Origin of the sequence: Hungatella sp. SL.1.14, assembly GCF_024460495.1 — a bacterium.
In the GTDB taxonomy this organism is placed as follows: domain Bacteria; phylum Bacillota; class Clostridia; order Lachnospirales; family Lachnospiraceae; genus Hungatella; species Hungatella hathewayi.
On the sequence record NZ_JANFYJ010000015.1, the window covers coordinates 73930 to 97840 of the forward strand.

Genomic DNA, 23911 nt, shown 5'->3' on the forward strand with positions numbered 1-23911 from the left:
TTTGCCTTTTAAAATTTGCACACAATTTCTATCCTAACCTGTTATGAACATTTTGTAAAGAGAAAATTACCGATTCTGTTTTAATTTCATTCATGGCAGCAATCGCCGCCTGTATCGCTGTAAGTTACCTATGATGTGCCACGTTTCCCATCCGGCTTCTCTCCTCATGCTAAAAGGAGCCGCCCACTGAATATCCAGTGAGGCAAGCCCCATTTTGACCCAATTTGTTTCATCTGCATTCTTTTGCGGCCTTACACTCCCGATGCCACTCCTTGACCCTGCAAATATCTTCTCCGCAGATCGAGGCCGCATCCTCCACAGTGAATCCTTTTTTAATCAGGTTAGCCGCCACCTCTTTTGCCTTTTCCAGTATTCCTTCCGTTCTGCCTTCCATATGTCCTTCTCTGCGGCTTATCTCCTTTTCACTGGCGATATGCCTCTGCTCATCATATTCCGTCAACAGCACCTCGAACACCTCCGCTCTGTGTACAGACAAAAACTCCGCCAGTATTCCATCACGGATGCAGGAATCCATCACGTTCATAGCCGCCTCTTCCAGAGCCGTCCCATCTTCCGTTTCATCCCGGATCCGTGCCACGAACTCCGCATACTCTCTGAGAGTCGTACACTGCCTCATCAGTTCTTCATTATGGCCGCGATTGATGTTTAACATAACCGCCTTAAACTCCATACACGGTTCCACCTCTGAGTGGACGCGGGAAAATGCATCTGAAAGCTTCAGTTCGATGTAATCCGGCTCCTCCCTCAATCCATTATAAAACACATAAAATTGGGGGACTGGAAGCGTAATCCTGCTGCTTCCATAGAGGTTCAGCCCGTTCTGATCAATGTATTTCCTGTACTCTTCCACGATATAAAAGGTACCCCGTACCGGCATGTTTGGATTCCAGGTCGACTGATGCTCCCAGAGATTAAGAACGTCATCAATCAAAAATGCAAGATCGTTCTTCATTTTCATATAAATGACATCATCCAGCGTGTTAATCTCAAGATCGTCGGGATTGGTGTACTCCGAATGACTCACGGCATTATAAAGGGAAAGCAGCTCCTCTTTCCGGTTGAATACCATTCGAAATAATCTGTCTTTGTATTTCTTATTCACTTTTACCATGTTTCCTACCTCCATTATACTGAAACCAGTTGTATTTTTCAACAGATTTTTGACCATTACCGCCGCGGCTTTTTAAAAACCGGTACTCTGATAAAGCCTGCTTACAATAATGGCAGACAGATCACTCCCTCTCTTTTTTCAATTATCAATTCTTTGAGAATCCTTTGGCAGAACTGCCCTGATGCCGGATCATGGCATTAGATTTCCAGATATCAATGGAAATTAGTAAAGCAAGTATAGCATATAAAAAAACAAAAGGCAATAAACAAATCCCGCCTCCGCTGGTGAACCTTCCTGACGTGTGTAACAGTTCCCGGGCTGTGAGGTTCCGGACTGGTTAGAAACAGCACTCCTGACACAGTACAGGCGCAGCACATCACGTGCCGCGCCTGTTCTTTATCCCTTTATTCAATCACATGAATCCATCCCTCAGGAGCCTCAATCCGTCCCATCTGGATTCCGGTCAGCGTGTCGTACAGCTTCTTCGTCACTTCGCCCATCTCGCTCATGCCGCTCGGCATGCAGATCGCTTTCCCGTGATCCACAATGCATCCCACAGGGGAGATAACCGCCGCGGTACCACACAATCCACATTCTGCGAAGTCCTTCACCTCTTCCAAAAGTACTTCCCGCTCTTCCACTTCCAGCCCCAGATACTCCTTGGCAACCACCATCAGGGAACGGCGTGTAATCGACGGCAGGATGCTTTCAGACTTCGGAATAACCACCTTCTTATCTTTTGTCACAAATAGGAAGTTGGCTCCGCCAGTCTCCTCCACCTTCGTCCTGGTCGCCGGGTCCAAATACATATTCTCGTCAAATCCGGCGCGGTGGGCTTCCATAATTGCGTGCAGGCTCATGGCGTAGTTTAAACCGGCCTTGATATGGCCTGTACCATGAGGCGCCGCGCGGTCGAAGTCGCTGACACAGATGGTAAGCGGCTTCACCCCACCCTTAAAGTACGGTCCTACCGGTGTAGTGAAAATCCGGAACTGGTACTCATCCGCCGGTTTCACTCCGATTACCGGATTGCTTCCAAACATATACGGTCTGACGTAGAGAGTCGCCCCGCTGCCGAACGGAGGCACATACGCTGCGTTGGCAGCCACCGTCTTCGTAACGGCGTCAACGAAACGCTCCTTCGGGAACACCGGCATCTCAAGCCTTCTGGCAGAATTCTCCATACGCTCTGCATTTAAGTCCGGGCGGAAGGTCACGATACGTCCATCCTCGGTGGTGTAAGCCTTTAACCCTTCAAAAATGGTCTGTGCATACTGCAGAACACCCGCGCATTCATTTAACACAATATTCGGGTCCCCGGTCAGAGTTCCCTCATCCCAGGCTCCGCCCTTAAAATTGGATACATACCTTTTATCCGTCTGTACGTATCCAAAGCCTAAATTTCCCCAGTCGATGTTCTTCTTTTCCATACGTATCTTCCTCTTTCCCTAGATGATGTGTTTCTTAATTTTTTTCATTATTATACTTTTCCATATAAAAGTCAAGACATTTTCCTCATGAGCCAAAGATCGAATAAAAGCCATAACCTTTAGTTATATAACGAGGCAATTCCATTCTGACAGTTTTCATCGGATTCACGGTCTGACAGATGATCAGGCTGCCTGTCATCGTCAAAAGCATCCCAGCGTCCGAAACACTCATCCCAATCTTTTCTCTCATAAAATCAAACATCTGTCTCGTCGCGGCCCTCCATGCACCTTCCACGTCCTCCGCCGACGCGATGGTAACCAGACGGTCCTCCGTCTCAATCATGGGGTAAGGCACACAGTATTGATTCCGCACTACGTCAACGTGTACCGTGGCCCGGCCTTCGATCTCCAGACCGCAGTCCTCCACTTCTCCGTCTCCCATGATGGCGTGAAAGTCTCCCATCGATAAAAGGCCTCCTTCCACAAAGACAGGAAGATACAGCACAGCGCCTTTTTTGATCTGGGTGCAGTCCATATTACCGCCATGATCCATGGGAGTTATGGTGGAAACGCCTTCCGCCGCAGGGGCCACTCCGATCACGCCGATCATCGGTTCTACCGGTATCTCCACTTTGCCGTCGTAGTATGCCTTTCCGTCTTTGACAGGAACACGTTTCAGTATCTTTTCCGGAAATTCCGTTCTCTCACTTCCGCTGCCCGGCCCCAGCATCACAATGCCGACAGGCCCCAGTTCGATGTCCAGAATCTCAATTCTGAGCATGTCCCCCGGCATCGCTCCCTCAATGTACAGAGGCCCGGTCGCCGGATTCCCCGGTTTTCTCACCACATTTTCAAACGTGGCCTCCTCCGGCAGAAACTGGTTGGTAAAACAGTCATACGTCTCAAATACCACAGTCTCTCCCGATCTGACGGAAGCACAGGCTGCATTGTCCTTCGAGAGCACATTCGTTATAAAATCTTTCGTTATCACTTTCATTTCGATTCTCCTGATCCTGTTTAGTTTCGCAGCTGAATTTTTCACGTTTTGGATTTTTCACGTTTCTTTCCGCTAAGTTCCGGCCATACTGTAATCAGCATCGTGATAAAGCAGGCTGCACCGCCGATGAAGTTGGACACCGGTTCCGCCATAAGGACGCCGTCCGTTCCCAGTCCAAACATCAGAGGAAGGAGCAGCATCAGCGGGATTACAATGATTACTTTCCTGAATATCGAGAAAAATACCGCATTCTTCGCTTTTCCCAGAGCCACAAACACAGATTGGCCGGCAAACTGAAGCGACATCATAAAAAAGCCGAAGTAGTAGATCCGCATGGCCGGAATTCCCTCCCTGACCAGATCTGCATCCTGATTGAAGATACGGATAAAAAATTCCGGAAAGCCATGGACAAACAGCCACATAACCGTCGTGTAGGCAATGGAGACCACTGAAATAAAAACAATGGCCCGTTTCACCCGTTTATACTCCCCTGCCCCGTAATTGAACCCCATCACCGGCTGTGCGCTGTTGGTCAGACCGTTGACCGGCATGGAGATGATTTCCCGGATAGAGTTGATCACGGTCATGATTCCCACATACAGATCACCGCCGTAGTGCTGCAGCGACGCATTGTACATAATCTGCACCGAGCTGTTGGTAATCGCCATGGTAAACCCCGACATGCCAAGGGCCACGATATCTTTTACACGCTGCTTCTTCAGCCGGAACGCCGAGGTTCTCAGTCTTAAGATCGCCTTGCTGCCCGTTAAAAACTTTACGATCCAGACGGCCGAAAGCAGCTGGGAAAGAATCGTGGCAAGCGCCGCTCCCTGCACTCCCATGTGTAAGGTGAAGATAAAGATGGGATCCAGAATAATATTGGCAATCGCGCCGAGCAGCACGGTCATCATACCGATCGTACCGAAGCCCTGCGAATTGATGAAGCTGTTCATCCCCAGACCGATCATCACGAAAATACTGCCAAGAAGATAGATGCTTATGTACTGATCCGCATACGGATACGTGTTGTCACTGGCCCCGAACAGATAGAGCATGGGCTTTTTGAGAGCCAGTCCCACCACGGTCAGGCCGATTCCAAACAGAACCATCAAAACAAAGGAATTACCCATGATCAATTCCGCTTCCTTCTTATTCCCGCGCCCGCGTTCGATGGAGCACAACGGTGCCCCACCCATGCCAAAGAGATTGGCGAACGCGATGACCATGGAAATAATGGGCAGACAGAGCCCGAGTCCGGTTAACGCCAGCGTGGCATTTTCCGGAATCCGTCCGATATAGATCCTGTCAATAATATTATAAAGTACATTGATTAACTGGGCCAGCGTCATGGGAACTGCCAGCTTCATAATATTCGCTACGATACTGCCTTTTGAAAAATCATTTGCCGTGTCTGACATTGTGTTTCAATCCTTTTACCTGTAACATTTCTATCTATCATATCACTAACCGCCGCATTTGCAAAGCGCTTTATCGCCTGCTGCAAAAGGCCGCACGGTCACTGTCCTCTCAGGACATTCATCTGCCATCCGATGCCGTAGCGGTCCGTCACCATACCATAGCAGCTGCTCCAGGCCGTCTCGGAAAGCTCCATCTCGACCTTTCCGCCTTCCTTCAAATGTCCGAAAATCCTCCTGGCCGTCTCCTCATCCTCAGGCGCCACCGCGATCGTAATATGGTTTCCCTGCTCATACGGCATACCCGGAAACGTGTCGGAAAACATCAGCTTCCGTCCTTCCACAACGATCTCCGCATGCATAATCAGTTTCTTCGCCTCCTCCGGCATCGGCCACGCAGGGTTCTCCCCGCTCTCACCGAACGTCAGAACCTTCGGCTGCTCCGCCCCGAACGCCTTCGCATAAAATTCCACCGCCTCCCGGCAGCTTCCGTTAAAACGGATATAGGGTGTAAATTCCATCCTGTGTTCCTCCTTGGATTCTAAGATGGAATTATTATAACCAGATATCCATTTCTTTATCATTTTTCCAGCTTTGCCTCCGGCGAATGGGCCACGCTTCGAAAAAATGCCTCTGCCCACTCATCCTCTCTGTGCTCACAGGAAGCCGTAATCAGTGCAATCTGGTAACCGCCGGCCACCTCACCGACATACTGGCTGTACGCCTCCTCTGTCTCCGGTTCCACCGTCCCGGCGAATGCAAACCGGTACTTTAGACAGCCGTTCTCACCATCCACCGGCTCGCCATCCGCCCCGCTAAAGATCCGTTCCGTGATCTACGGACTCTCCTCCCTGCTTTTTAACGCCGTAATCCGAACCGCATGCCAGCCCTCTTCCAGATCGTCGTACCACGAATGAGAATTGCCGTCCTCATCGTATTCATAGAGATAGGATCCCGGAATGACAAAGGTCATACTGCCGATCTTCTCCCGCACGTTCCCCCGTCTGTAACCGATGGGATAATCCGCTTCATACATCGGCACGTCCGCCACAGACTCCGGCTCCCTTTCATTTAACCGGCAGAGCGTTATGTATTCCTCCGCAGGAAACGGAAGGCTCCTGTCCAGGAGAAGGGAGCGTTCCAGATCATCGATGATCCGGTCGTTGATCCGCCTGTCCCGGCCGCTCCTGCTGCCCGGCATAAAATAACACTCTTCCCACATCAGGCTGAGGGCCGTGTTTCTGTAATATCCGGCATCCCGGCCCGGTTCATTCCAGATAAAAAACTCCTTTGCAAAGGGCTCAATTCCCTCCTGCTCCACCCAGCCGACTATTTTCTGGATTGAGAACCGGCCGAAGGGGGTGAACACGGTTCCCGGAACCTCCTCCGGCGTATACTGGTCCAGATCCCAGCAGAGACCGAATGAAACGGCCTCCGGCCACTGTTCCTCCCGCTCCCGGCATACAGAAACCAGATTCTTCAGCCAGCCATAAAAATGCTCCTCTCTCATCCGGTCAAAATCATGGTCATCTCCATAACCGGTCTCATCGCTGAGGATTATTTCCATCTCCGTCTCTCTGGCCAGTTCCTCCACAAAACGGACCGCCGCCGCATGAAATCCCGCTCCCGCCAGGCTTGAGGTGCATTCCCCATAGACCATCTGCGTCGGAATTTCCCCGTCCAGCCCGGAACCGAACTGAAAGAACAGATCTCCCAGCCGGCAGAATCCCACGCGCATATAGTCCTCTTCCTGCCGCACCTCATACCGTTTCTCCTCTCCCAGCATCCGGATCATCTGCTTAACAAATCGTTTATCCTTCACCACTGCCTGGCATGTAAAACCTACACTCATACTTTTTTCCTTTCCCACATATCGCTCACCCGGCGCTGCAGTTTCCTGTCCCGCCTGTGCTTCTTTCATTATACTCAGGGAACCATTCATTTGTAAAGTATCCGAAACTATGATAAACTTAAGAAAAAGTACAGGGAGGGATCTGTTTGTTAAGCAATGACGCTGAAACAAGATTAAGAGAATTTAACGATACCGCGTTTCCAAAGGAACTAATCACAATCACCGACCGTGTCAGAATCGCAGTCGGCTGGGGGCACAGCAACTGTATCATCGTGGAAGGGGATACGTCCCTGATACTGATCGATACCCTGGACTCCGATGCCAGAGCCGCGCGCCTGAGGGATGAGCTGTCCCGTCTCACGGATAAACCGGTTAAAACAATCATCTATACCCATGGTCACCCGGATCACCGGGGCGGCGGCGGCGCGTTCCGGGACACGGTGGAGGAGATCATCGCCTTTGCCCCGAAAAAGGCCGTATTAAAAGGCACCGACCGGATCAATCCAATCCTGAACAAAAGAACTTTCCGCCAGTTCGGCTACGGTCTGACCGACGAAGAGCTCATTACCCAGGGACTGGGAATCCGGGAAGGCCACGCCATCGGCGACGGCGTCTATTCGTTTCTTCCGCCTGCCACGCTCTATACCGAAGATTCCGTCATACGCACCATCGATGGAGTCACCTTCGAGATGGTATCCGCGGTCGGAGAGACGGATGATCAGATCTTTCTGTGGCTTCCCGGGGAGCGGATCATGTGCTGCGGTGACAACTACTACGGATGCTGGCCCAATCTCTACGCCATACGCGGCGGACAGTACCGCGATATCGCCGCCTGGGTGGACAGTCTGGAACGCATCAGGAGTTATCCTGCCGATGCCCTGCTTCCCGGCCACATGCTGCCGGTACTGGGACGCGAACGGATCAGCGAGGTGCTCGGTAATTATCAGGAGGCCATCCGCTATGTCTTAGATGAGACGCTCTCCTGCATCAGCCAGGGACTCTCCCAGGATGAAACTGCCGCCAGGGTGGTCCTTCCGGAGCGGTACCGAAATCTGCCGTACCTTCAGGAGTATTACGGCACCGTGCAATGGTCCGTGCGCGCCATCTATCAGGGATATGTAGGATGGTTTGACGGCAACCCGTCCAATTTAAACCGCACGGCACCGGAGGAATATTCCCGCAGACTGGTAGAACTGGCAGGCGGCGAACAGGCCGTTTCCGACGCTGTCAAAAAAGCACTGACGGAATCGGAATTCCAGTGGGCCGCTGAACTCTGCGACCTTCTTCTCGGCGCCGGAGACGCGGTGTCGAAGGACGCAGGTGACAATGCCCGCCGTTTAAAGGCCGGGAGCTTAAGAGAACTCGCCCGGCTGGAAACCAGTGCTAATGGACGCCACTACTATCTCAGCTGCGCCAAAGAGCTGGATACCGAATAACAAACCCCGCGGAAATAACTTCCACAGGAACCACACAGAGGGGAGAACCGGACAGGAACGACGGATTTCATCCGTATCTTCCCTATCCGATTCTCCCCTCTGACTGAGTTTCTGATACTCTATTCTTCGATATAGCTCATATCGTTCACTGATTCCACGGTAAATGTCCTGCCGTCACAGATCAGTTTTGTAATGGAAGCATTGCCCAGTTCCCCTGCCTCTGCCTCCGGATCAATCGCAGCAACCGCGGCGGATATGGCCATCCCGTGCGAGACCACCAGCACCTGATTCTGTCCCTTCCGGGCCGCCTCATCCGCGATCTCACGGAGACCTTCCATAACCCGCTTCTGCGCGGTCTCCCATGTCTCTGCCGTTTTGCTCTCGTCGGTTTTTGCCATGGCTGACACGGCTTCATTGATCGTCATCGCGCCGCTCATCACCGCTCCCATCATGGTATCCACACTGTCATAGCCCAGTGCCTTTGCTGCCGGTGCGTATGCCTCCGCCGGCATGGCTCCTTCGTAAATGCCGTAGCACACTTCGCGTATCCTGGGATTTTTCTGCACAGCCAAATCCTGCTGTCCATTGTTCTTAAGAACCAGCTCCGCCGTCTCAATTGCCCGTCCGCTGTCACTTGTGTAAACCGCGTCAAACGTAATTCCGGCTTTTTTTAATCCAGCCCCCAGTTTTTCGGCCACCGCCGCCCCCTCTTCCGTCAGTGGGGAATCGCACCACCCCTGCATACGCCCCGTAGTATTCAGCATGGTCTTTCCGTGTCTCGTCAGATACAGGGTAACCGGCATCTGCTCCTTAGCCGTCTCCTGTGCCTGTACCTGAGCCTTTGCGCAGCCTGCCAGAATCGCAGAAATGCATAACAGCCCCGCCGCCATCATAACCATCTGTCTTTTTTGTCTCATTTTCTCTCCTCCGTTATTTTCCATATTTCTGACTGAACAGTTTTATTGTAATCATTTTTCCGGGCGTTATCTACGCATATCTTAACCAAATCATACACGTTAATTGACCCTTTTTCCCGGTCGGAGGACGCAGGCAGATACAGACAGACGGTGCAAAAACAGCCGCATCCCGCTGCAAAACGGGATACGGCCGTCAGACTCTTACTCTTTATACCCGAATTCCGGTATTTTCGTCCATCTGTCACGGAGATAGTGGGCGACCAGCTTGGGCTTTCTGTCTCTTGTAAAGATTCCTTTTTTATTTCCCTGCACCCTGAGAAGGCTCTGGCTGGTAGCAAAATCGGCGAAATTCCACACCTGCTCGCCTACGAAGTTTTCCAGGGAATCGGTGATCTCGTGGTTTACCTTATAGTACTCCACCTGATACTCCTCCGTGTACATGACCGGAGTCGTGTCGTGGAAGCCGCTTACCGTGTCGGCGCCATATTCCGTATACATGAACGGCTTTCCAAGGGAATTCCAGAAGGTCAGTTCTTCCCTGCACAGTTCTTTCGCCATATCCAGATCGCCGCCGCAGGCATACCAGCCGTAATAGCGGTTTAAGCAGAAGACGTCGCTCAGCTCAATCGTGCAGTCTTCTTTGTAATTAGGCATCTGGACACTTACGATGGTACAGGGGCGTTTCTGGGGATCAGTCTCCCTTGCCAGATCATACAGCGGTTTAAAATAGGCGTAGGCACCGGGTCCGCCGGAATCAGACTCGTTGGCAATACTCCACATGACGACACAGGCGTGATTCTTGTCGCGCAGAATCATGTCGCGGACTACGTCCATATGGTGGCTGTGTGTCCGGATTCCGCCCTCTTCCGGCGGATCGAAGGTATTGACCCGTTTTCCGTCTTTAAAGTTTGCACCGCCTCCGAAATTCAAATGGACTCCAACTGCCGGTGTCTCGTCGATCACCACGATTCCCTCCTCGTCGCACAGACGCATCATCTCCTCGCTGTAGGGATAATGGCTTGTACGGAAGCTGTTGGCTCCCTGCCACTTCATCAGAGAAATATCCTTCGTATTCATCGGAAGGTTAAGCCCGCGGCCGGCCGGGAAGGTATCCTCGTGTTTGCCGTAGCCCTTGAAATAGAACGGGCGGCCGTTGATCAGAAATTTACCGCCTTCGGTCTTAACCGTACGGACTCCATAAGGAAGGGTATAGACATCCTCCCCGTAAGTCACTCTCACATCATATAAATAAGCACAGAGCGGCTGCCACAGGATGACATCGGAGATCTCCAGAGTACCGTCGGTTCCCTCCGCCTCCGCCGCCAGTCTGCCGTCTTTCGTATAGACCGCGATTTTCGCAGTGGCCTCTCCCACAGTCTCAAGATGGTACGTGATGCGCGCGGTCGTATTTTCCACCTCGGCGTTTAAGAAGATATCCTGTATATAGGAGGCAGGTGTCGTATACAGCTTGACCGGACGGGTAATTCCGCAGTAATTAAAGAAATCGAAGTTGGGATTATTTCTCTTTCTGGATGTCTTTCCGCCTCCCATCCCCATCAGATCTCCCATTCCGCCGCCCGCTTCGCTGCCGACCGGAAGGGTGGTATGATCGATCCGGTTGTCCACCGCCACAGTCAGGAGATTCTCTCCTTCTTTCAGATACTCGTTAATCTGCACCTCGAACGGAAGAAAGCCTCCCTTGTGCTCTGCAATTAAGACTCCGTTTAAATAAACCCTGGCAATGTGGGTCACTGCGGCAAACCGCAGAACCAGACGCTGCTCCCTCATATAGGACGGCACAGCCAGCGTTCTCTGGTAAAAGCACCAGCCGTAATGATCCCGGAAGGCTTCCCCTTCTTTCAGATCGTTGTAGGACGCCGGAACAGGCATGGTCATGGCTGCCTCCAGAGGCCTCTCATACCATTTTTCTTCAAAGCCGCGGCCATCGTCCAGTTTAAAAGCCCAGACGCCGCTTAAATCCATCAGTCCTCTCGACTGTGTTAAAATCGGATATAACATGTCCCATACACTCTCCTTCTATTATTCTGTTATTATTATAACAGATTTCCCGCCAATACTGCTAGGACAGTTTTGACGGGAATCCGGACAATTTTTAGGTATTGTAACTTTATTCTCCTACCGAAGGTTTCGTTCGCATCGTATGGTTCAGCCTGGCAACGGACACGCCTCCCATGGCCACCGCATGATCACCGAAACGCATCACCCGGTTCTGGCCCTTTTCCATGGGAAGCCACCGGGGAAGACCGCCGCCGTTCGGGTTTCCCGTGCGGATAAAATCAGAAAAATACCGCACCATAATATCCGACAGTTCACGGTCCCATGCACCAAATGGACGCCAGCTGTTTTCCAGCGTGCCGAATGCATACCACAAATCCGCGGAATGCCACGCGCCGCAGTCATCTCCCGGCAGCTGTCTGTCGAAGAAAAAGGCGTAGGATGGGCATCTTCCCATATCAGACTGAAGCCGGGCCCAGCCCTTGGCCATCTTATGTACAATCGGAGGAACGATATCCTCGCTGGTGGAACCCATGAGATAAGGGATCTCGTGAGCACCGCCGTCTGAGACGATCTCCATGGGCGGCTCCGGCAGAAATATGCCGTCTATGATCGGTCCGCATGCCATGGCTGCCTTCGGCCGTTCCTTCGTCAGTGTGTGAAACTCTTTAAAGATTACAGACGGTTCCGCTTTCCTCATTCCCACTCCGCACGCCTTCACCACCCGGCGGTCCAGCTCACGCCAGAAGGGTTCCGCATCGTTTAAGGCTGCTGTGGGAGAAAAGCCTTTCATGACACCGCCTCCGCTCATCATAACAGCCCCGCAGAAGCTGCCCCTCGTCAGCGGAGAGAGGCAGTGCTGCTGTACGCTCATGGCGCCGGCCGACTGCCCCATCAGGGTGATCCGGTCCGGGTCTCCGCCAAATGCGGCGATATTGCGCCGGATCCATGACAGAGCCGCCATCTGGTCATACATGGCGTAGTTGCCGGTACGTCCCTTCTCGTCCTTCCATTCCTCCATACAGGCAAATCCCAGAGGGCCCAGACGGTAATTGATCGTCACTGTCAGGATTCCCTGACGGCAGTAGGCGGCGCCGTCAAAATGCTTCTCATGGCCGCATCCGCCCTTAAAGCCGCCGCCGTGAATGTAAAACAGTACAGGCGCACGCTCCGCATTCAGCGGAGTCCAGATGTTTAAAAACAGGCAGTCTTCACTGTAGGTATAGGACTCTCCCTCCCGGAACTCATGGTAATAAAACGCCTTCTCAGGCACCTTTGACTCGTCATAGAACGCCCTGGGCTGGTAAGAACAGTTTCCGAACCGGTCTGCCTCATAAACACCGTCCCAGTGTGTCACCTCCGTCGGATAACAGAAGCGTTCCGCCTCTGCGTAGCGGATTCCTTTAAAGACAACGCAGTCTCCCTTCGCCGAAACCGCTCCTCTTACGGTTCCGCATGGCGTTTTTATCAGCCGCGCGGAACCGCCGGCGACCGGCCCGGACTCTGTTTTCATGATTTCTTCTCTCATCGCTGCAGCCCGCCTGAGGCCGGAATCCAGGGATACCGCTTCATGACATCCTGCTCGAAGGCTTCCAGGGACCTCATCTCCTCTGTAATTGTTTTCATATCCAGACGCTTTACGATCTCATTGATCAGCACTTCCCCTTCATCTGCCAGTTCTTTTCTTCTGGCGGCATCCGGAATCGCCGGTGTACTCATATGATCCTTCGCATCACCGAAGCAGTAGCCGATGCTGCCGCTCTGGTAAGCCAGGCTGAACAGATGGTCAAACGGTTTCGTCGTCTGAGGTTCCTTATGACAGTATCCCGTGGTAAACGGAACCTCCTCCAGCCGACCCATCATCTGATAGGCGCCGACCGTAATGGAATGAAAGCTGTCCAGGGACTTGAATAAATCCTTAGCGCTCTGGATCATCTGCATTGTCAGATCCATATACAGGATCGGCACTCCTGTCACATCGAAGAAATCTCTTACCATCGGGCAGCAGGTCATGTGAGCCGGGCCGTGAAAGCTGACGTAAATCTGGCGCTTAAAGCCCTGGCGAAGAAGGCTTCTCGCAATGGCTCCCAGATAGTCGATGCCTTCCCGCACGCTGACCTGAGTCGTTCCGCGTCCAATGGCTGTGGCTCCGGCGTAGAAGTACGGCAGACCCGTCAGTACCAGTCCGTCGGCCGCCTCCGCCATCCGAAGGGCAAACGCCTCGCTGATTACCGTCTCGCTGTCGAGGGGCAGTCCCCCGTGGAGTTCCACCGTTCCCACAGGAACAATGATGACATCACCTCGTGTCAGATACGCTTCCACCTCGTCATTCAGCATACGGGGCAGAATTCTCGTTCTCATTTCCTCCATCCTTGATCTCCTTTCATCGTCTTCTCTTCTATTATCTTCCCCGACGGTTCTTCCGCCTCTGCCGCTGCAGACCTTCCTTCCGACTCCCGGTCCCGGTTTCCGCACAGCCGGAAAATCCGTTCTGCATTTCCGCTCACAACAGCCTGATATGCGGCCGGAGAGAGGGCTCCCTCCGCCGCTTTTTGATCCAGCCAGCTGCCCAGCGGGAATTCCATGTCAACATTCACCATGTCGGTTCCAAACATCAGGCGGTCCTTCCAGGTCTCCAGAAACGCGAGACCAAACGCCTCATCCCGCATCACGGCACAGCCCCCGCTGTTGGCCGACAAATCACCATACAAATTCGGGTATGCTTCAAATAACTGCCCCAGCCGCCCGCCAGGCGTCACCGGGCCTTTTCCCCATTCATACCGGTCTTCCCGGGAAGCTCCGGCGTCGCCTGATATCTCATGCCAGAACGGCTGACTGTGACCGATCAAAATCAGGTCCGGATACTTCTGCAAAGTCCGTTCCAGAAGAGGCAGCCCCGGCTCATCCACCACGCCGTACTGAAAGCCTTCCTCCGGGCTCATGTGAAACAGCACCGGAAGGCCCAGCGCCTCCGCGGCCTGAAACACCGCCTCTAAAAACGGATGATCCAGCCTGTGGTTGACAGTCAGCTCCCCGACGCCGACAGCGCCTTCGCTGCGGTACTTCTTTAATCTCTCGTATACGGTCTCCGGCTCCGTCTCGTCCAGCATACACATCCAGGCGTACCGGTCCGGGTATTGCTCCGCAATTTTTCTGCATGAAGCATTGGAACCGAACACCGCCTGCTTCTCGCCCGACGACATGACGATTCCCATCCCGATTCCGAGGGCATCCAGATGCGGCAGCATTTCCGCTCCGCTGGAAATTTTCATTCCAAGCCCTTCCGGAATCACCCGTTCACTCAAATGAAGATGAATATCTATCTTTTTATCCATACGTCTTCCCATCATTCCTGTGCCTGTTCCTCTTCTCTCCGTTTCTTTAACACCGCGTACATCTCCGTCGTCTTCTGATTGGTCAGGTTGTATACGAGTCCGATGCCCAGAAGCTCCAGCACGCAGGTTGCTACCGGAATAAAGGTGCAGAGGGAACGGATATGACCGGCGACAACGGCTGTCTGTGCTTCAATACCGGAGATATAACCGATCGCTCCCAGTGAGAAGGAGGCGATGGTGGATGCCAGCGTGGAACCGATCTTTCTGGAGAATGTATAAATGGAATACAGGCTTCCGTCGCTGCGCTCTCCGGTCTGATACTCATGGTAATCGATGCAGTCTGTGACAAATGCCCAGATCAGCATGGTAAACGCCGTCTGTCCGCTGGTTGCCAGTGTATTGACCACCAGGAATAAGTACACATTCTCAATGGGTACCATAAACAGAATGAGGGAAATCACAAGATTATAACCGGAACACACTAAAATGACGTTGCGCTTTCCATATTTCTGACTCAGCTTCGGAATCAGCGGGAAAAATACAAGCATAATCGGAATACTGATTAAGGATACCAGCGTCAGTACCTGCGGCGCATGGTAGAACTCCTTGTAGAGATAGCTTCCCAGCTGGCTGTTGCCGGTGATAAACAGAAGGCTGCCCACCGTCGCCAGCATCACGCCCAGCATCGGACGGTTCTTAAATACGCTCTTTAATACCTTGCCGTAATGAAACTTCTGTCCCTCTGTCTTTGGCTGACGGACACGCTCTGTCGTGAAATGCAGCAGCAGACAGTAGCAGATGATGGATAAGATTCCGAATACCACCGCTACCTTGAAGAAGCCGCCGGCTACCACGTCGCCCAATTTGTTAAATACGAACTGGGGAACCAGGGAAATGGCTCCGATTCCGACGATGGTTCCGCCGATGGAACGGGCTCTGGAAAGCTTTGTTCTCTCGACCGGATCGTTGGTAACTACAGATGCCATGGAACCAAAGGGCATGGAAGTTCCGGTATAGCTCATGCCGTATACGATGTAAGCGAATACGACCCAGACATGCTTCGCCAGAGAGCCCCAGCTGCTGACGTCGGCAAAGCACAGCAGGCCGGAAACAGCCAGCGGAATCATCGCAATCTTAATATACGGTTTAAATTTGTCTCCGCTTTTGCCAATCTGCCATCTGTCCGGAAACGAACCGATCATCGGATCGTTAAACGCATCCCACAGCCTTGCAAACAGGAACATGCTTCCCATCCACGCCGCCTTGATTCCCAACACATACGTACAGAATGTGAGGAAAAATGCATCGACGTACAGGTTTACAAAGCTGCCTGCCATGTCTCCGCATACATACCCGATCTGGTCTCTGATTCCAAACTTTCGTGTCTCTTTCATAAAACCTCTCCTTTTCTTCCCATAAGACTTGAAATTCTTATGTTCATTTGTTATAGTTCTATTATATTGTGTAATTTTCGCAATTTAAATTGCGCTTCTTGCATTATATATTGTAATTCTTGCAATCAGATTATGTGGTTTTATTTATTTTTCATAATATTCTTGCATTTTTTTATACATTTTAACCATGGAGGCCTTATGATTAATTACTGGAAAGAAATACAGATGCAGGATTCCTGTACGGAAATCCGCATTCAGACAAATACAGACAATACCGGCCATGTCTTTCTGCACAGCCACACCTTTTATGAGATCCTGCTCTGCAAAAGCGGCAATATCCACTATCTTTTAGGAGATAAAAGATTCCGCGTCCAGCAGGGAGATATTCTGCTGATTCCGCCCGGGGTCAGCCATCAGCCGCTCTTTCCGGAGCCGCTAAGAGAGCCGTATTCCCGATATGTCATCTGGATTAACGCTGCCTACTGGCATCAGCAGTGTGAGGAATTCCCGGATTTGAATTTTGCCTTCGAGCAGTGTCAGAAACGGGGAAGCTATCTTCTGCGTTCCACCCGTGCGACCTGGTCTGGGCTCTTTTCCGCTGCAGCCGCAGCTCTCAAGGAGACGGAGGAACAGAAGCCGGGCTGGGGATACTGTGCCCGGACCGCAGTCATCAGCCTGATGGCTCACATAAGCCGCACCTATTACTATCAGGATCTGCAGATGCCGGCCGCGGAAAAAAGCGTTCTGGTGGATGATCTCTTCCGCTATATTGATGAACACCTGATGGAAAAGATTACGCTGGAAGGGACAGCGAAGCATTTCCTGGTAAGCCCCTCCACCATTTCCCACACCTTTCAGAAAAACATGCAGGTATCCTTTCATCACTGTGTGATCCAGCGCCGTCTGATCGCGGCCAAAAACGGAATCCTGTCCGGAGTTCCCCTCCAGGAAATATGGGAAAGCTGCGGATTCCCCGACTACTCTTCCTTCTATCGCTCCTTTAAGAAGGAGTACGGTATATCGCCGCGGGAATTTAAGAATTTCCATCGCCATGATGCGTAGAAGCATTTTTGTGAAGGGTGGTACACGGACGCTGTAAGGGGAGGCGAGGCGGGCTGAAACTGTGTACTTGCCGGATCCGGGAAACCAGTTTTTTCATATGCTGCGGTAAACTCTTATGTGCAGTATAAGCAAAATTACCATTTATTTCAGTAAATAATACTTGACTTTTCCATACATCTGTCATACGATTATCCTATCCATTTCCGCGTTCTGCCGGAAGATGGTAATGTTCTGAATATCTCAGGCAATCTCAGAAAAATATCCCTGAACTCATGAAAAAATGGACTAAAGGCAGGTGACGCGATTTGATTATTTAAGGACGGAACTCTTGAAACTGTCCGGTTATTTACGTATAATAAAAGGAGAAAGAATAAGAAATGGAAGAAATCGCATATCAGAACAAGGATATTACCTCCAAGCTGATGGCGGAGACATTAAAAGGGAAGAGCCTCGCCGCTTTCGGGCTTCCGGAGCTAAAGATTGTGGATATCCTGCCTACGAACCTGCCTGTCATCGAAAGCAATGAATTGAGGCTGGACAATTTATTCCTGTTGAACGACGGTTCTTTAGCCATCATCGACTATGAATCCTCCTTCAGCAGGGAAAACTTCGTAAAATATCTCAATTACATTGCCAGAGTTATCCGCCGTTTTGCGGTTCGCAGGGAGCTGAAAGATTTAAAGCAGCTCAAAATGGTTGTCATCTATACGGCCGATGTGGAGCGCGCGGAAGAACGATACGATTTAGGCGGCCTGATCCTGATCGTGGAATCCGCCTACTTAATTCATTTAGACGGCAGTCAGATCTACGACCGCCTGAAACACAAAATCGACGCCGGAGAAAAGCTGGCGGAAGAAGAATTGATGGAACTGATGATTCTGCCGCTGACCGTAAAAGGAAAAAAGCGCAAGCAGGAAACGATTGAAAAAGCCGTAACTCTCGGTAAACGACTGCCTGACAGGGAGGGCCAGCTGAAGGTAATAGCCGGAATCCTGACTTTTACAGACAAAGTCATTGACCGGGCGTACGCTAAAAAATTGGAGGAGGAGATGCAGATGACATTAGTCGGACAGATGTTAATGGATGAAGGATATCAACGGGGTATGGAAAAGGGAATGGAAAAAGGCATCCAAGTCTTTATTCAGGACAATGTTTCCGAAAACGTCCCGGAACAGCGTATTATCCAAAAGCTGCAGGCCAATTTTTCGTTAATGGAAAAAGATGCCATAAACTATTACACCCGTTTTTCAAAGCAGACACCAAACTAACGCATAATCCATAAAAAGACGCCGTTTCATCGATTTCTCTCCATCAATGAAACAGCGTCTTTATTCTTTTTATCTGCTTCTATATTACAGCCTGTCCGAACTCCCGTTCTTCGTTTCCTTACATCAGGCTCTTATATAACGCAATTATGTCTTCCAGGCCTGCTTCCTTGGGATTACCCGGTGCGCACGCGTCTGCAACGGCAGACTCAGCCAGGAACTGAACATCCTCTTCCTTTACGATGGCCGTTAAGTCAGCCGGAATCCCCACATCCTGGGACAGCTTCTTCACTGCATCAACTGCCGCTTTCCGGTATTCTTCCACCGTCATGGTCTCGGTTCCCTCTACGCCCATGGCCTTTGCGATATCGCGGAATTTATCGCCTGTGGCATCTGCGTTGTATTCCATGATCGTCGGAAGCAGAATCGCATTGGCGACACCGTGGGGCGTGTCATATACGGCGCCCAGAGCGTGAGCCATGGAATGAACGATGCCAAGTCCGCAGTTGGAGAAGCCCATACCGGTTAAGTACTGTCCCAGAGCCATGCCTTCACGGCCTTCCGGCTTATTTTCAACCGCATCTCTTAAGCTGGAGGCGATCTTTTCGATTGCCTTCAAGTTAAACATATCCGTAATCTCGTTGGCTCCCTTTGTCGTATATCCCTCGATCGCATGGGTCAGCGCATCCATACCTGTGGAAGCGGTTAAGCCCTTCGGCATGCTGGACATCATCTCCGGATCAACGAAAGCAACAACCGGGATATCATGTGTATCAACACAGACGAATTTACGTTTCTTCTCAACGTCGGTAATAACGTAGTTGATGGTAACCTCTGCCGCCGTACCCGCTGTTGTCGGAACAGCCAGAATCGGAACACACGGATTCTTCGTCGGAGCCACGCCCTCTAAACTTCTGACATCGGCAAACTCAGGGTTAGTGATGATGATGCCTACGGCTTTGGAGGTATCCATGGAGGAACCGCCGCCGATAGCGATAATGTAGTCTGCGCCGGATTTCTTAAAGGCCTCGACACCGGTCTGTACGTTTTCGATGGTTGGGTTTGGTTTGATGTTGGAATAAACCTCGTAGTCCATTCCGTTCTCTTCCAGAATCTTTGTTACCTTCGCTGTGACGCCGAATTTTACCAGATCTGGATCGGATGCAATAAATGCCTTGTGAAATCCTCTCTTTGTTACCTCTCCCGGAATTTCATTGATTGCACCTGCTCCGTGATACGATGTTTCATTCAGAACGATTCTGTTTGCCATGATAATCTCTCCTTTTCCTATCTTTTATGGGTCCAATGGACACCATTTACTTTCTGTTATTATTTTAACAAAACCGGTTTAAAAAATAAAGTTACAATCCCCTTTGTTTGTAACAAATGTTACAAATCCCGCAAACTGTAACTTTATTTCTATACAATATCAATACAGACCGGCCGTACCAGCAGCCAGGTACCGCTCCCAGATCCGCGTTATACGAGCCCGGCCTCCTGAAACACAGCCGAAAGCCGCGGCGGCATGGCCTCCACCAGGCTGGCCGCCATCTCCCCCGGGGTCTGCTTCATTCCGCTCAGGACCCATTTCACAGTCATATAGACGGATCCGCGGCAGTACATCTCCAGCAAAAACTGAATATCCTCCTCCAGAGGCTTATGGGTCCTGCGTGTGATCAGCTCCTGATAGAACCCCATAATCAGTTCAAAATCGTGTTCCTTCAGGGAGTTGTAATCATCCGAGCGGAAGGCCTCGGTAAAGAACACCTTCTCCTTCTTGATAAATTCAAACTTCTCCTCCAGGCTCTGGCAGACCGTCTTCTCCACGCCGATCCGGGCAAAGGATTCCAGCACCAGCTTGTCGAAATACCAGTTGATTAAATCATACTTGTCCTTAAAATTCCGGTAAAAGGTCTGGCGCGTCATATCACAGCCGTCCACGATATTCTGAACCGTGATTTTGTCCACTGGCGTCGTCATCATGCACTGCTTGACGGAGTCTGCCAGCCGGTATTTTGTTTTTTCATTTTTACTTACATAAGCCGTCATTCTAAGCTCCTGTATCGTTTATTCACACGAAGGCAACAGGCCACGCGGGCATATCCAATTGGCGGCTGCCGTGAATGTCTCACTTCTTTTGTGTGCAGGTTTTTCTTCATCCTACCATAAAATACTATTTTTTTCAAATGGAACAGAGCTGAGCTGTTACGCAGTCTACGGAGCGTTGATTGTATTTTTATTGAAAATTCCTATAATAGAAAAAAGGAGGTGTCACAATGGATCAAACTGTTAAATTTACGCCGCTCGACATGCAGACATGGCCGAGGGCACAGATGTTTTACTATTTCTCAAAAATGGCTCCGACCGGATATTCCCTGACCGTCGATCTCGACATTACAGCGATGAGAACAGCTCTCAAGCATGCCGGTATCAAGTTCTTCCCAGCCTACTTATGGCTCGTGACCAAAACGCTTCAAATGCAGACGGAATTCAAAACCGCCGAAGTGGAGGGGCAGGTTGGCTACTTTGACACACTCACACCGCTTTACGCGGCCTTTCATGAGGACGATAATACCTTTTCCCTTATGTGGACGGAGTACGCAGATAATTTCATGGTGTTTTATCAGTCCTGTCTGGACAACCAGAGGAGGTACGGCGGCAGTCACGGCGTTCTGGCTCAGGCCGGGCAGACACCTCCCGCGAATGCCTATACCATTTCCTGTATTCCCTGGGTGTCATTTAAACATTTTTCGGTTCACTCCTATGAGAACAAGCCGTACTATCTTCCGTCCGTTGAGGCAGGCAGATTCTATGAAAACGACGGCAGAATTATGATGCCGCTCTCAATTACCTGCCATCATGCGACGACTGACGGATATCATATCAATCGATTTCTGGAAAACCTGCAGTGTGAAGCGGAGGCATTTGCAGAGAACGTTCCTCATTTCCGCCTTCGCTGAAGCCATTTCATCCCTTCCACAAACGGAACAATGCAGAAGGCCAGTCCGATTGCCACCGCATACTCGGTCAGGGAAATATGTTCAAATTCAAATGCATCGGACAGGAACGGGACGTAGATGACCACGGTCGTGCACAGAAAGGAAGCCGCCATGGACAGCCACAGCCACGGATTATGGTGTTTTAAGGTAAATACCGACTGATTCAGAGACCGCATATTGAAGGAATGGAAGATCTCCGTCATGGACAGGGTCAGAAACGCCATGGTCATGCCATCCGCACTGTTCGTAATCTCCCACACGCCCGCCTCCAGATAATGGCCGATCAGATACGAAGCCAGGGTGATTACGGTCACCGCAATCCCCTGAACCGCCACATGAAATCCGACCCCGCCCGCGAAAATCCCTTCCTTCGGGCTGCGGGGCGGCCGGTTCATAACGTCCTTTTCCGGCTCCTCCATCCCCAGCGCCAGCGCCGGAAAGCAGTCGGTAATCAGATTGATCCAGAGGAGATGGACCGGCTTCAGAATGACAAAGCCGAGAAGCGTCGCAAAAAAGATGGACAGCACCTCTGATAAGTTGGAGGACAGGAGAAACTGTATGGACTTTCGAATGTTGTCATAGATTCTCCGTCCCTCCCCCACCGCCGAGACAATCGTGGCAAAATTATCGTCCGCCAGCACCATATCCGCTGCATTCTTCGTCACATCGGTACCGGTAATTCCCATTCCCACACCGATATCGGCATTCTTGATGGAAGGCGCGTCGTTGACTCCGTCTCCCGTCATGGCGGTAATACAGCCTTTCGCTCTCCACCCGTTTACGATTCTAACCTTGTGCTCCGGCTGAACCCTGGCGTAAACGGAATACTTCCCGATCTCATCGCCGAAGTCCTCATCGGATATCTCGTCCAGACCAGCGCCTGTGATGGCCTGCTCCGGGGAGGTGATAATTCCAAGCTGCATGGCGATAGCCACCGCCGTGTCTTTATGATCGCCGGTAATCATAATGGGACGGATTCCGGCTCTGCGGCACTCTTTCATGGCAGGCAGTACCTCGGGGCGCACCGGGTCGATCATTCCGGTGAGACCGAGGAAACAGAGCTTCTGCTCCAGATCTTCGGCCTCCCAGCCGGAGGGACGGGCCGCGTACTCTCTCGCTGCCGCCGCAAGGACACGGAGAGCCCGGCCGGCCAGCGATTTATTGGTGAGGAGAATTTTTTCCCGGTCCTCCTCACACAGCGGAACGGCCCTTCCCTCCGATAATATGTGGGTACAGCGTTTCAGGACCTCATCCGGAGCTCCTTTCGTGAACTGGATCACGGTTCCATCCGCCTTTTCGTGTACGGTCGACATCATCTTCCGCATAGAATCGAAGGGCGCCTCACCAATCCGTACATACTCCCGTTTCAGGCTGTTCTGGTCAAGTCCTGCGGACCATGCGTAGGCTACAAGAGCAGCCTCGGTGGGCTCTCCCTCCGCCTCATTCTTATCGTTTAAATGTGCATCGTTACAGAGTGCCATGGCCGCTGCCAGCGCCTTCTCATCGGTTCCGGTGTGTTCCACGACGGTCATCCGGTTCTGCGTCAGCGTTCCCGTTTTGTCGGAACAGATAATCTGAGTGCACCCAAGAGTCTCAACGGCCGTCAGCTTCCGGATAATAGCGTTTTTCCTGGACATGTTGGTGACGCCGATGGAGAGCACGATGGTGACAACGGCCGCCAGGCCTTCCGGTATGGCTGCCACTGCCAGGCTCACGGCAATCATAAACGTATCTATGACCGTGTACCCGGAAATGTCCGGATACGCACGCAGTAAGCTGACTGCAAATATAATAACGCAGATTCCGAGCACCAGCACGCTGAGAATCCGGCTCAGCTGAGAAAGCTTTCCCTGAAGCGGCGTCTCATGATCCTTTGCCTGAGTCAGGGCATCTGCGATCTTCCCCATCTCCGTCTCCATGCCGGTGCCTGTCACGACCGCAGCTCCGCGACCATATACGACCGTGCTTCCCATGTAAACCATGTTCTTCCTGTCGCCCAGGGGGATGTCCTTCATCCCCCCCTCCAGGGAAAGAACGCGTTCCGTCTTGAGAACCGGCACTGACTCTCCGGTCAGGGCAGCTTCCTCCACCTTCATGCTGGCGCACTCCAGAATCCTGCCATCTGCCGGCACCGCATCTCCCGCCTCCAGGACGATGATATCGCCGCGCACAAGGTCCTCGCTCCGAATCGTCTGCTGCTTACCGTCCCGCATCACCCTGGAAGTGGCCGCCGCGATCTCCTGCAGGGCGGCTATGGCTTTCTCAGCCTTGCTCTCCTGCGCCACCCCCAGCACCGCATTGATAAGAACGACAATCATGATAATGATCACATCCGCAAACGACTCCCCCGCATAGACCGCCGTCATTCCAGAGACCACCGCTGCCGCAATCAGAATCACGATCATCGGATCGGCCAGCTGACTCAAAAAGCGCCTCCAGAGCGGAACCGGCTTCGTCCCCTTCAGTTTATTCTTTCCATCTGCCATAAGTCTTCCGGCCGCTTCCTCTGCACTCAGGCCTGTCCGTTTCGTATTCAGTTTTTCCAGAACTACCTCTGAAGTATCCAAATATCCCTTCATCACCGCACCTCCTGCCTTTTATCCGGCTGTAAGATGGAATCTTTTCCGCCCGCTGTAAAAAGAAAAGACTCATATACAGCGT

Annotated in this window: 20 protein-coding genes; 4 read left to right on the top strand and 16 right to left on the bottom strand. The window is 51.6% G+C overall.

Translation table 11 applies throughout. From position 1 onward, the window contains the following. Positions 1–229: 229 nt before the first annotated feature. The 7 genes from NE473_RS16730 to NE473_RS16760 form a co-directional block, all read right to left on the bottom strand. Positions 230–1132 (bottom strand): RpnC/YadD family protein, encoded by a 903-nt coding sequence (locus NE473_RS16730; RefSeq protein ID WP_055651095.1) that lies wholly within the window; start codon positions 1130–1132, stop codon positions 230–232. A 404-nt stretch (positions 1133–1536) separates the two neighbouring features. After that, entirely contained in the window at positions 1537–2562 is a 1026-nt protein-coding gene (locus NE473_RS16735; protein WP_055651096.1) for a branched-chain amino acid aminotransferase, read from the bottom strand. Between the two features lie 85 nt (positions 2563–2647). Next, the gene (locus NE473_RS16740) at positions 2648–3559 is read right to left on the bottom strand and encodes an acetamidase/formamidase family protein (RefSeq protein ID WP_055651097.1); all 912 of its coding nucleotides are present in this window, start codon (positions 3557–3559) and stop codon (positions 2648–2650) included. Between the two features lie 41 nt (positions 3560–3600). Further along, entirely contained in the window at positions 3601–4977 is a 1377-nt protein-coding gene (locus NE473_RS16745) for an MATE family efflux transporter (RefSeq protein WP_006774776.1), read from the bottom strand. A 98-nt stretch (positions 4978–5075) separates the two neighbouring features. Beyond that, positions 5076–5495: a VOC family protein gene (locus NE473_RS16750; RefSeq protein ID WP_022031431.1), complete on the bottom strand. Its 420-nt coding sequence runs from the start codon at positions 5493–5495 to the stop codon at positions 5076–5078. 59 nt (positions 5496–5554) lie between these two features. Continuing rightward, positions 5555–5770 carry a hypothetical protein gene (locus tag NE473_RS16755; protein ID WP_055651098.1) on the bottom strand — a complete coding sequence of 72 codons (216 nt, stop codon included), beginning with the start codon at positions 5768–5770 and terminating at the stop codon, positions 5555–5557. A 39-nt stretch (positions 5771–5809) separates the two neighbouring features. Continuing rightward, positions 5810–6826: a hypothetical protein gene (locus tag NE473_RS16760; RefSeq protein ID WP_155521602.1), complete on the bottom strand. Its 1017-nt coding sequence runs from the start codon at positions 6824–6826 to the stop codon at positions 5810–5812. A 146-nt stretch (positions 6827–6972) separates the two neighbouring features. On the opposite strand from NE473_RS16760, the gene NE473_RS16765 reads away from it, so the two are divergent. Beyond that, positions 6973–8262, top strand: coding sequence for an alkyl/aryl-sulfatase (locus tag NE473_RS16765; RefSeq protein ID WP_055651100.1), 1290 nt, complete (start codon positions 6973–6975; stop codon positions 8260–8262). Positions 8263–8381: 119 nt separating this feature from the next. Here NE473_RS16765 and NE473_RS16770 read toward each other — a convergent pair whose 3' ends face one another. The 6 genes from NE473_RS16770 to NE473_RS16795 all read right to left on the bottom strand — a co-directional run bounded on the left by NE473_RS16770 (position 8382) and on the right by NE473_RS16795 (position 15924). Beyond that, the gene (locus tag NE473_RS16770) at positions 8382–9179 is read right to left on the bottom strand and encodes a histidine phosphatase family protein (protein ID WP_055651101.1); all 798 of its coding nucleotides are present in this window, start codon (positions 9177–9179) and stop codon (positions 8382–8384) included. Positions 9180–9380: 201 nt separating this feature from the next. Next, the gene (gene uidA / locus NE473_RS16775; RefSeq protein WP_022031427.1) at positions 9381–11198 is read right to left on the bottom strand and encodes a beta-glucuronidase; all 1818 of its coding nucleotides are present in this window, start codon (positions 11196–11198) and stop codon (positions 9381–9383) included. 109 nt (positions 11199–11307) lie between these two features. Next, on the bottom strand, positions 11308–12723 hold the full coding sequence (locus NE473_RS16780) for a carboxylesterase family protein (RefSeq protein WP_055651102.1): 1416 nt from the start codon (positions 12721–12723) through the stop codon (positions 11308–11310). Continuing rightward, complete coding sequence (locus NE473_RS16785; RefSeq protein ID WP_055651148.1) at positions 12720–13556, bottom strand: creatininase family protein; 837 nt, start codon at positions 13554–13556, stop codon at positions 12720–12722. The genes NE473_RS16780 and NE473_RS16785 overlap by 4 nt, the downstream gene beginning before the upstream one ends. Next, positions 13553–14530, bottom strand: a complete 978-nt coding sequence (locus NE473_RS16790; RefSeq protein WP_055651149.1) for an amidohydrolase family protein — start codon at positions 14528–14530, stop codon at positions 13553–13555. The genes NE473_RS16785 and NE473_RS16790 overlap by 4 nt, the downstream gene beginning before the upstream one ends. 11 nt (positions 14531–14541) lie before the next feature. Then, on the bottom strand, positions 14542–15924 hold the full coding sequence (locus NE473_RS16795) for an MFS transporter (protein WP_055651103.1): 1383 nt from the start codon (positions 15922–15924) through the stop codon (positions 14542–14544). A gap of 198 nt (positions 15925–16122) precedes the next feature. On the opposite strand from NE473_RS16795, the gene NE473_RS16800 reads away from it, so the two are divergent. Next, positions 16123–16986 (top strand): AraC family transcriptional regulator, encoded by an 864-nt coding sequence (locus tag NE473_RS16800; RefSeq protein ID WP_055651104.1) that lies wholly within the window; start codon positions 16123–16125, stop codon positions 16984–16986. A 377-nt stretch (positions 16987–17363) separates the two neighbouring features. Further along, the gene (locus NE473_RS16805; RefSeq protein WP_055651105.1) at positions 17364–18254 is read left to right on the top strand and encodes a hypothetical protein; all 891 of its coding nucleotides are present in this window, start codon (positions 17364–17366) and stop codon (positions 18252–18254) included. A gap of 118 nt (positions 18255–18372) precedes the next feature. Here the strand turns inward: NE473_RS16805 and fucO are convergent, their stop codons facing one another. Next, the gene (fucO, locus tag NE473_RS16810; RefSeq protein WP_055651106.1) at positions 18373–19521 is read right to left on the bottom strand and encodes a lactaldehyde reductase; all 1149 of its coding nucleotides are present in this window, start codon (positions 19519–19521) and stop codon (positions 18373–18375) included. Between the two features lie 209 nt (positions 19522–19730). After that, positions 19731–20300, bottom strand: a complete 570-nt coding sequence (locus tag NE473_RS16815; RefSeq protein WP_022031421.1) for a TetR/AcrR family transcriptional regulator C-terminal domain-containing protein — start codon at positions 20298–20300, stop codon at positions 19731–19733. Between the two features lie 227 nt (positions 20301–20527). Here NE473_RS16815 and NE473_RS16820 point away from each other — a divergent pair, with 227 nt between their 5' ends. Further along, the gene (locus NE473_RS16820; protein ID WP_055651107.1) at positions 20528–21211 is read left to right on the top strand and encodes a CatA-like O-acetyltransferase; all 684 of its coding nucleotides are present in this window, start codon (positions 20528–20530) and stop codon (positions 21209–21211) included. On the opposite strand, the gene NE473_RS16825 is transcribed toward NE473_RS16820, so the two are convergent. Beyond that, the gene (locus tag NE473_RS16825) at positions 21193–23829 is read right to left on the bottom strand and encodes a cation-translocating P-type ATPase (protein WP_055651108.1); all 2637 of its coding nucleotides are present in this window, start codon (positions 23827–23829) and stop codon (positions 21193–21195) included. The genes NE473_RS16820 and NE473_RS16825 overlap by 19 nt on opposite strands. Positions 23830–23911: the final 82 nt, after the last annotated feature.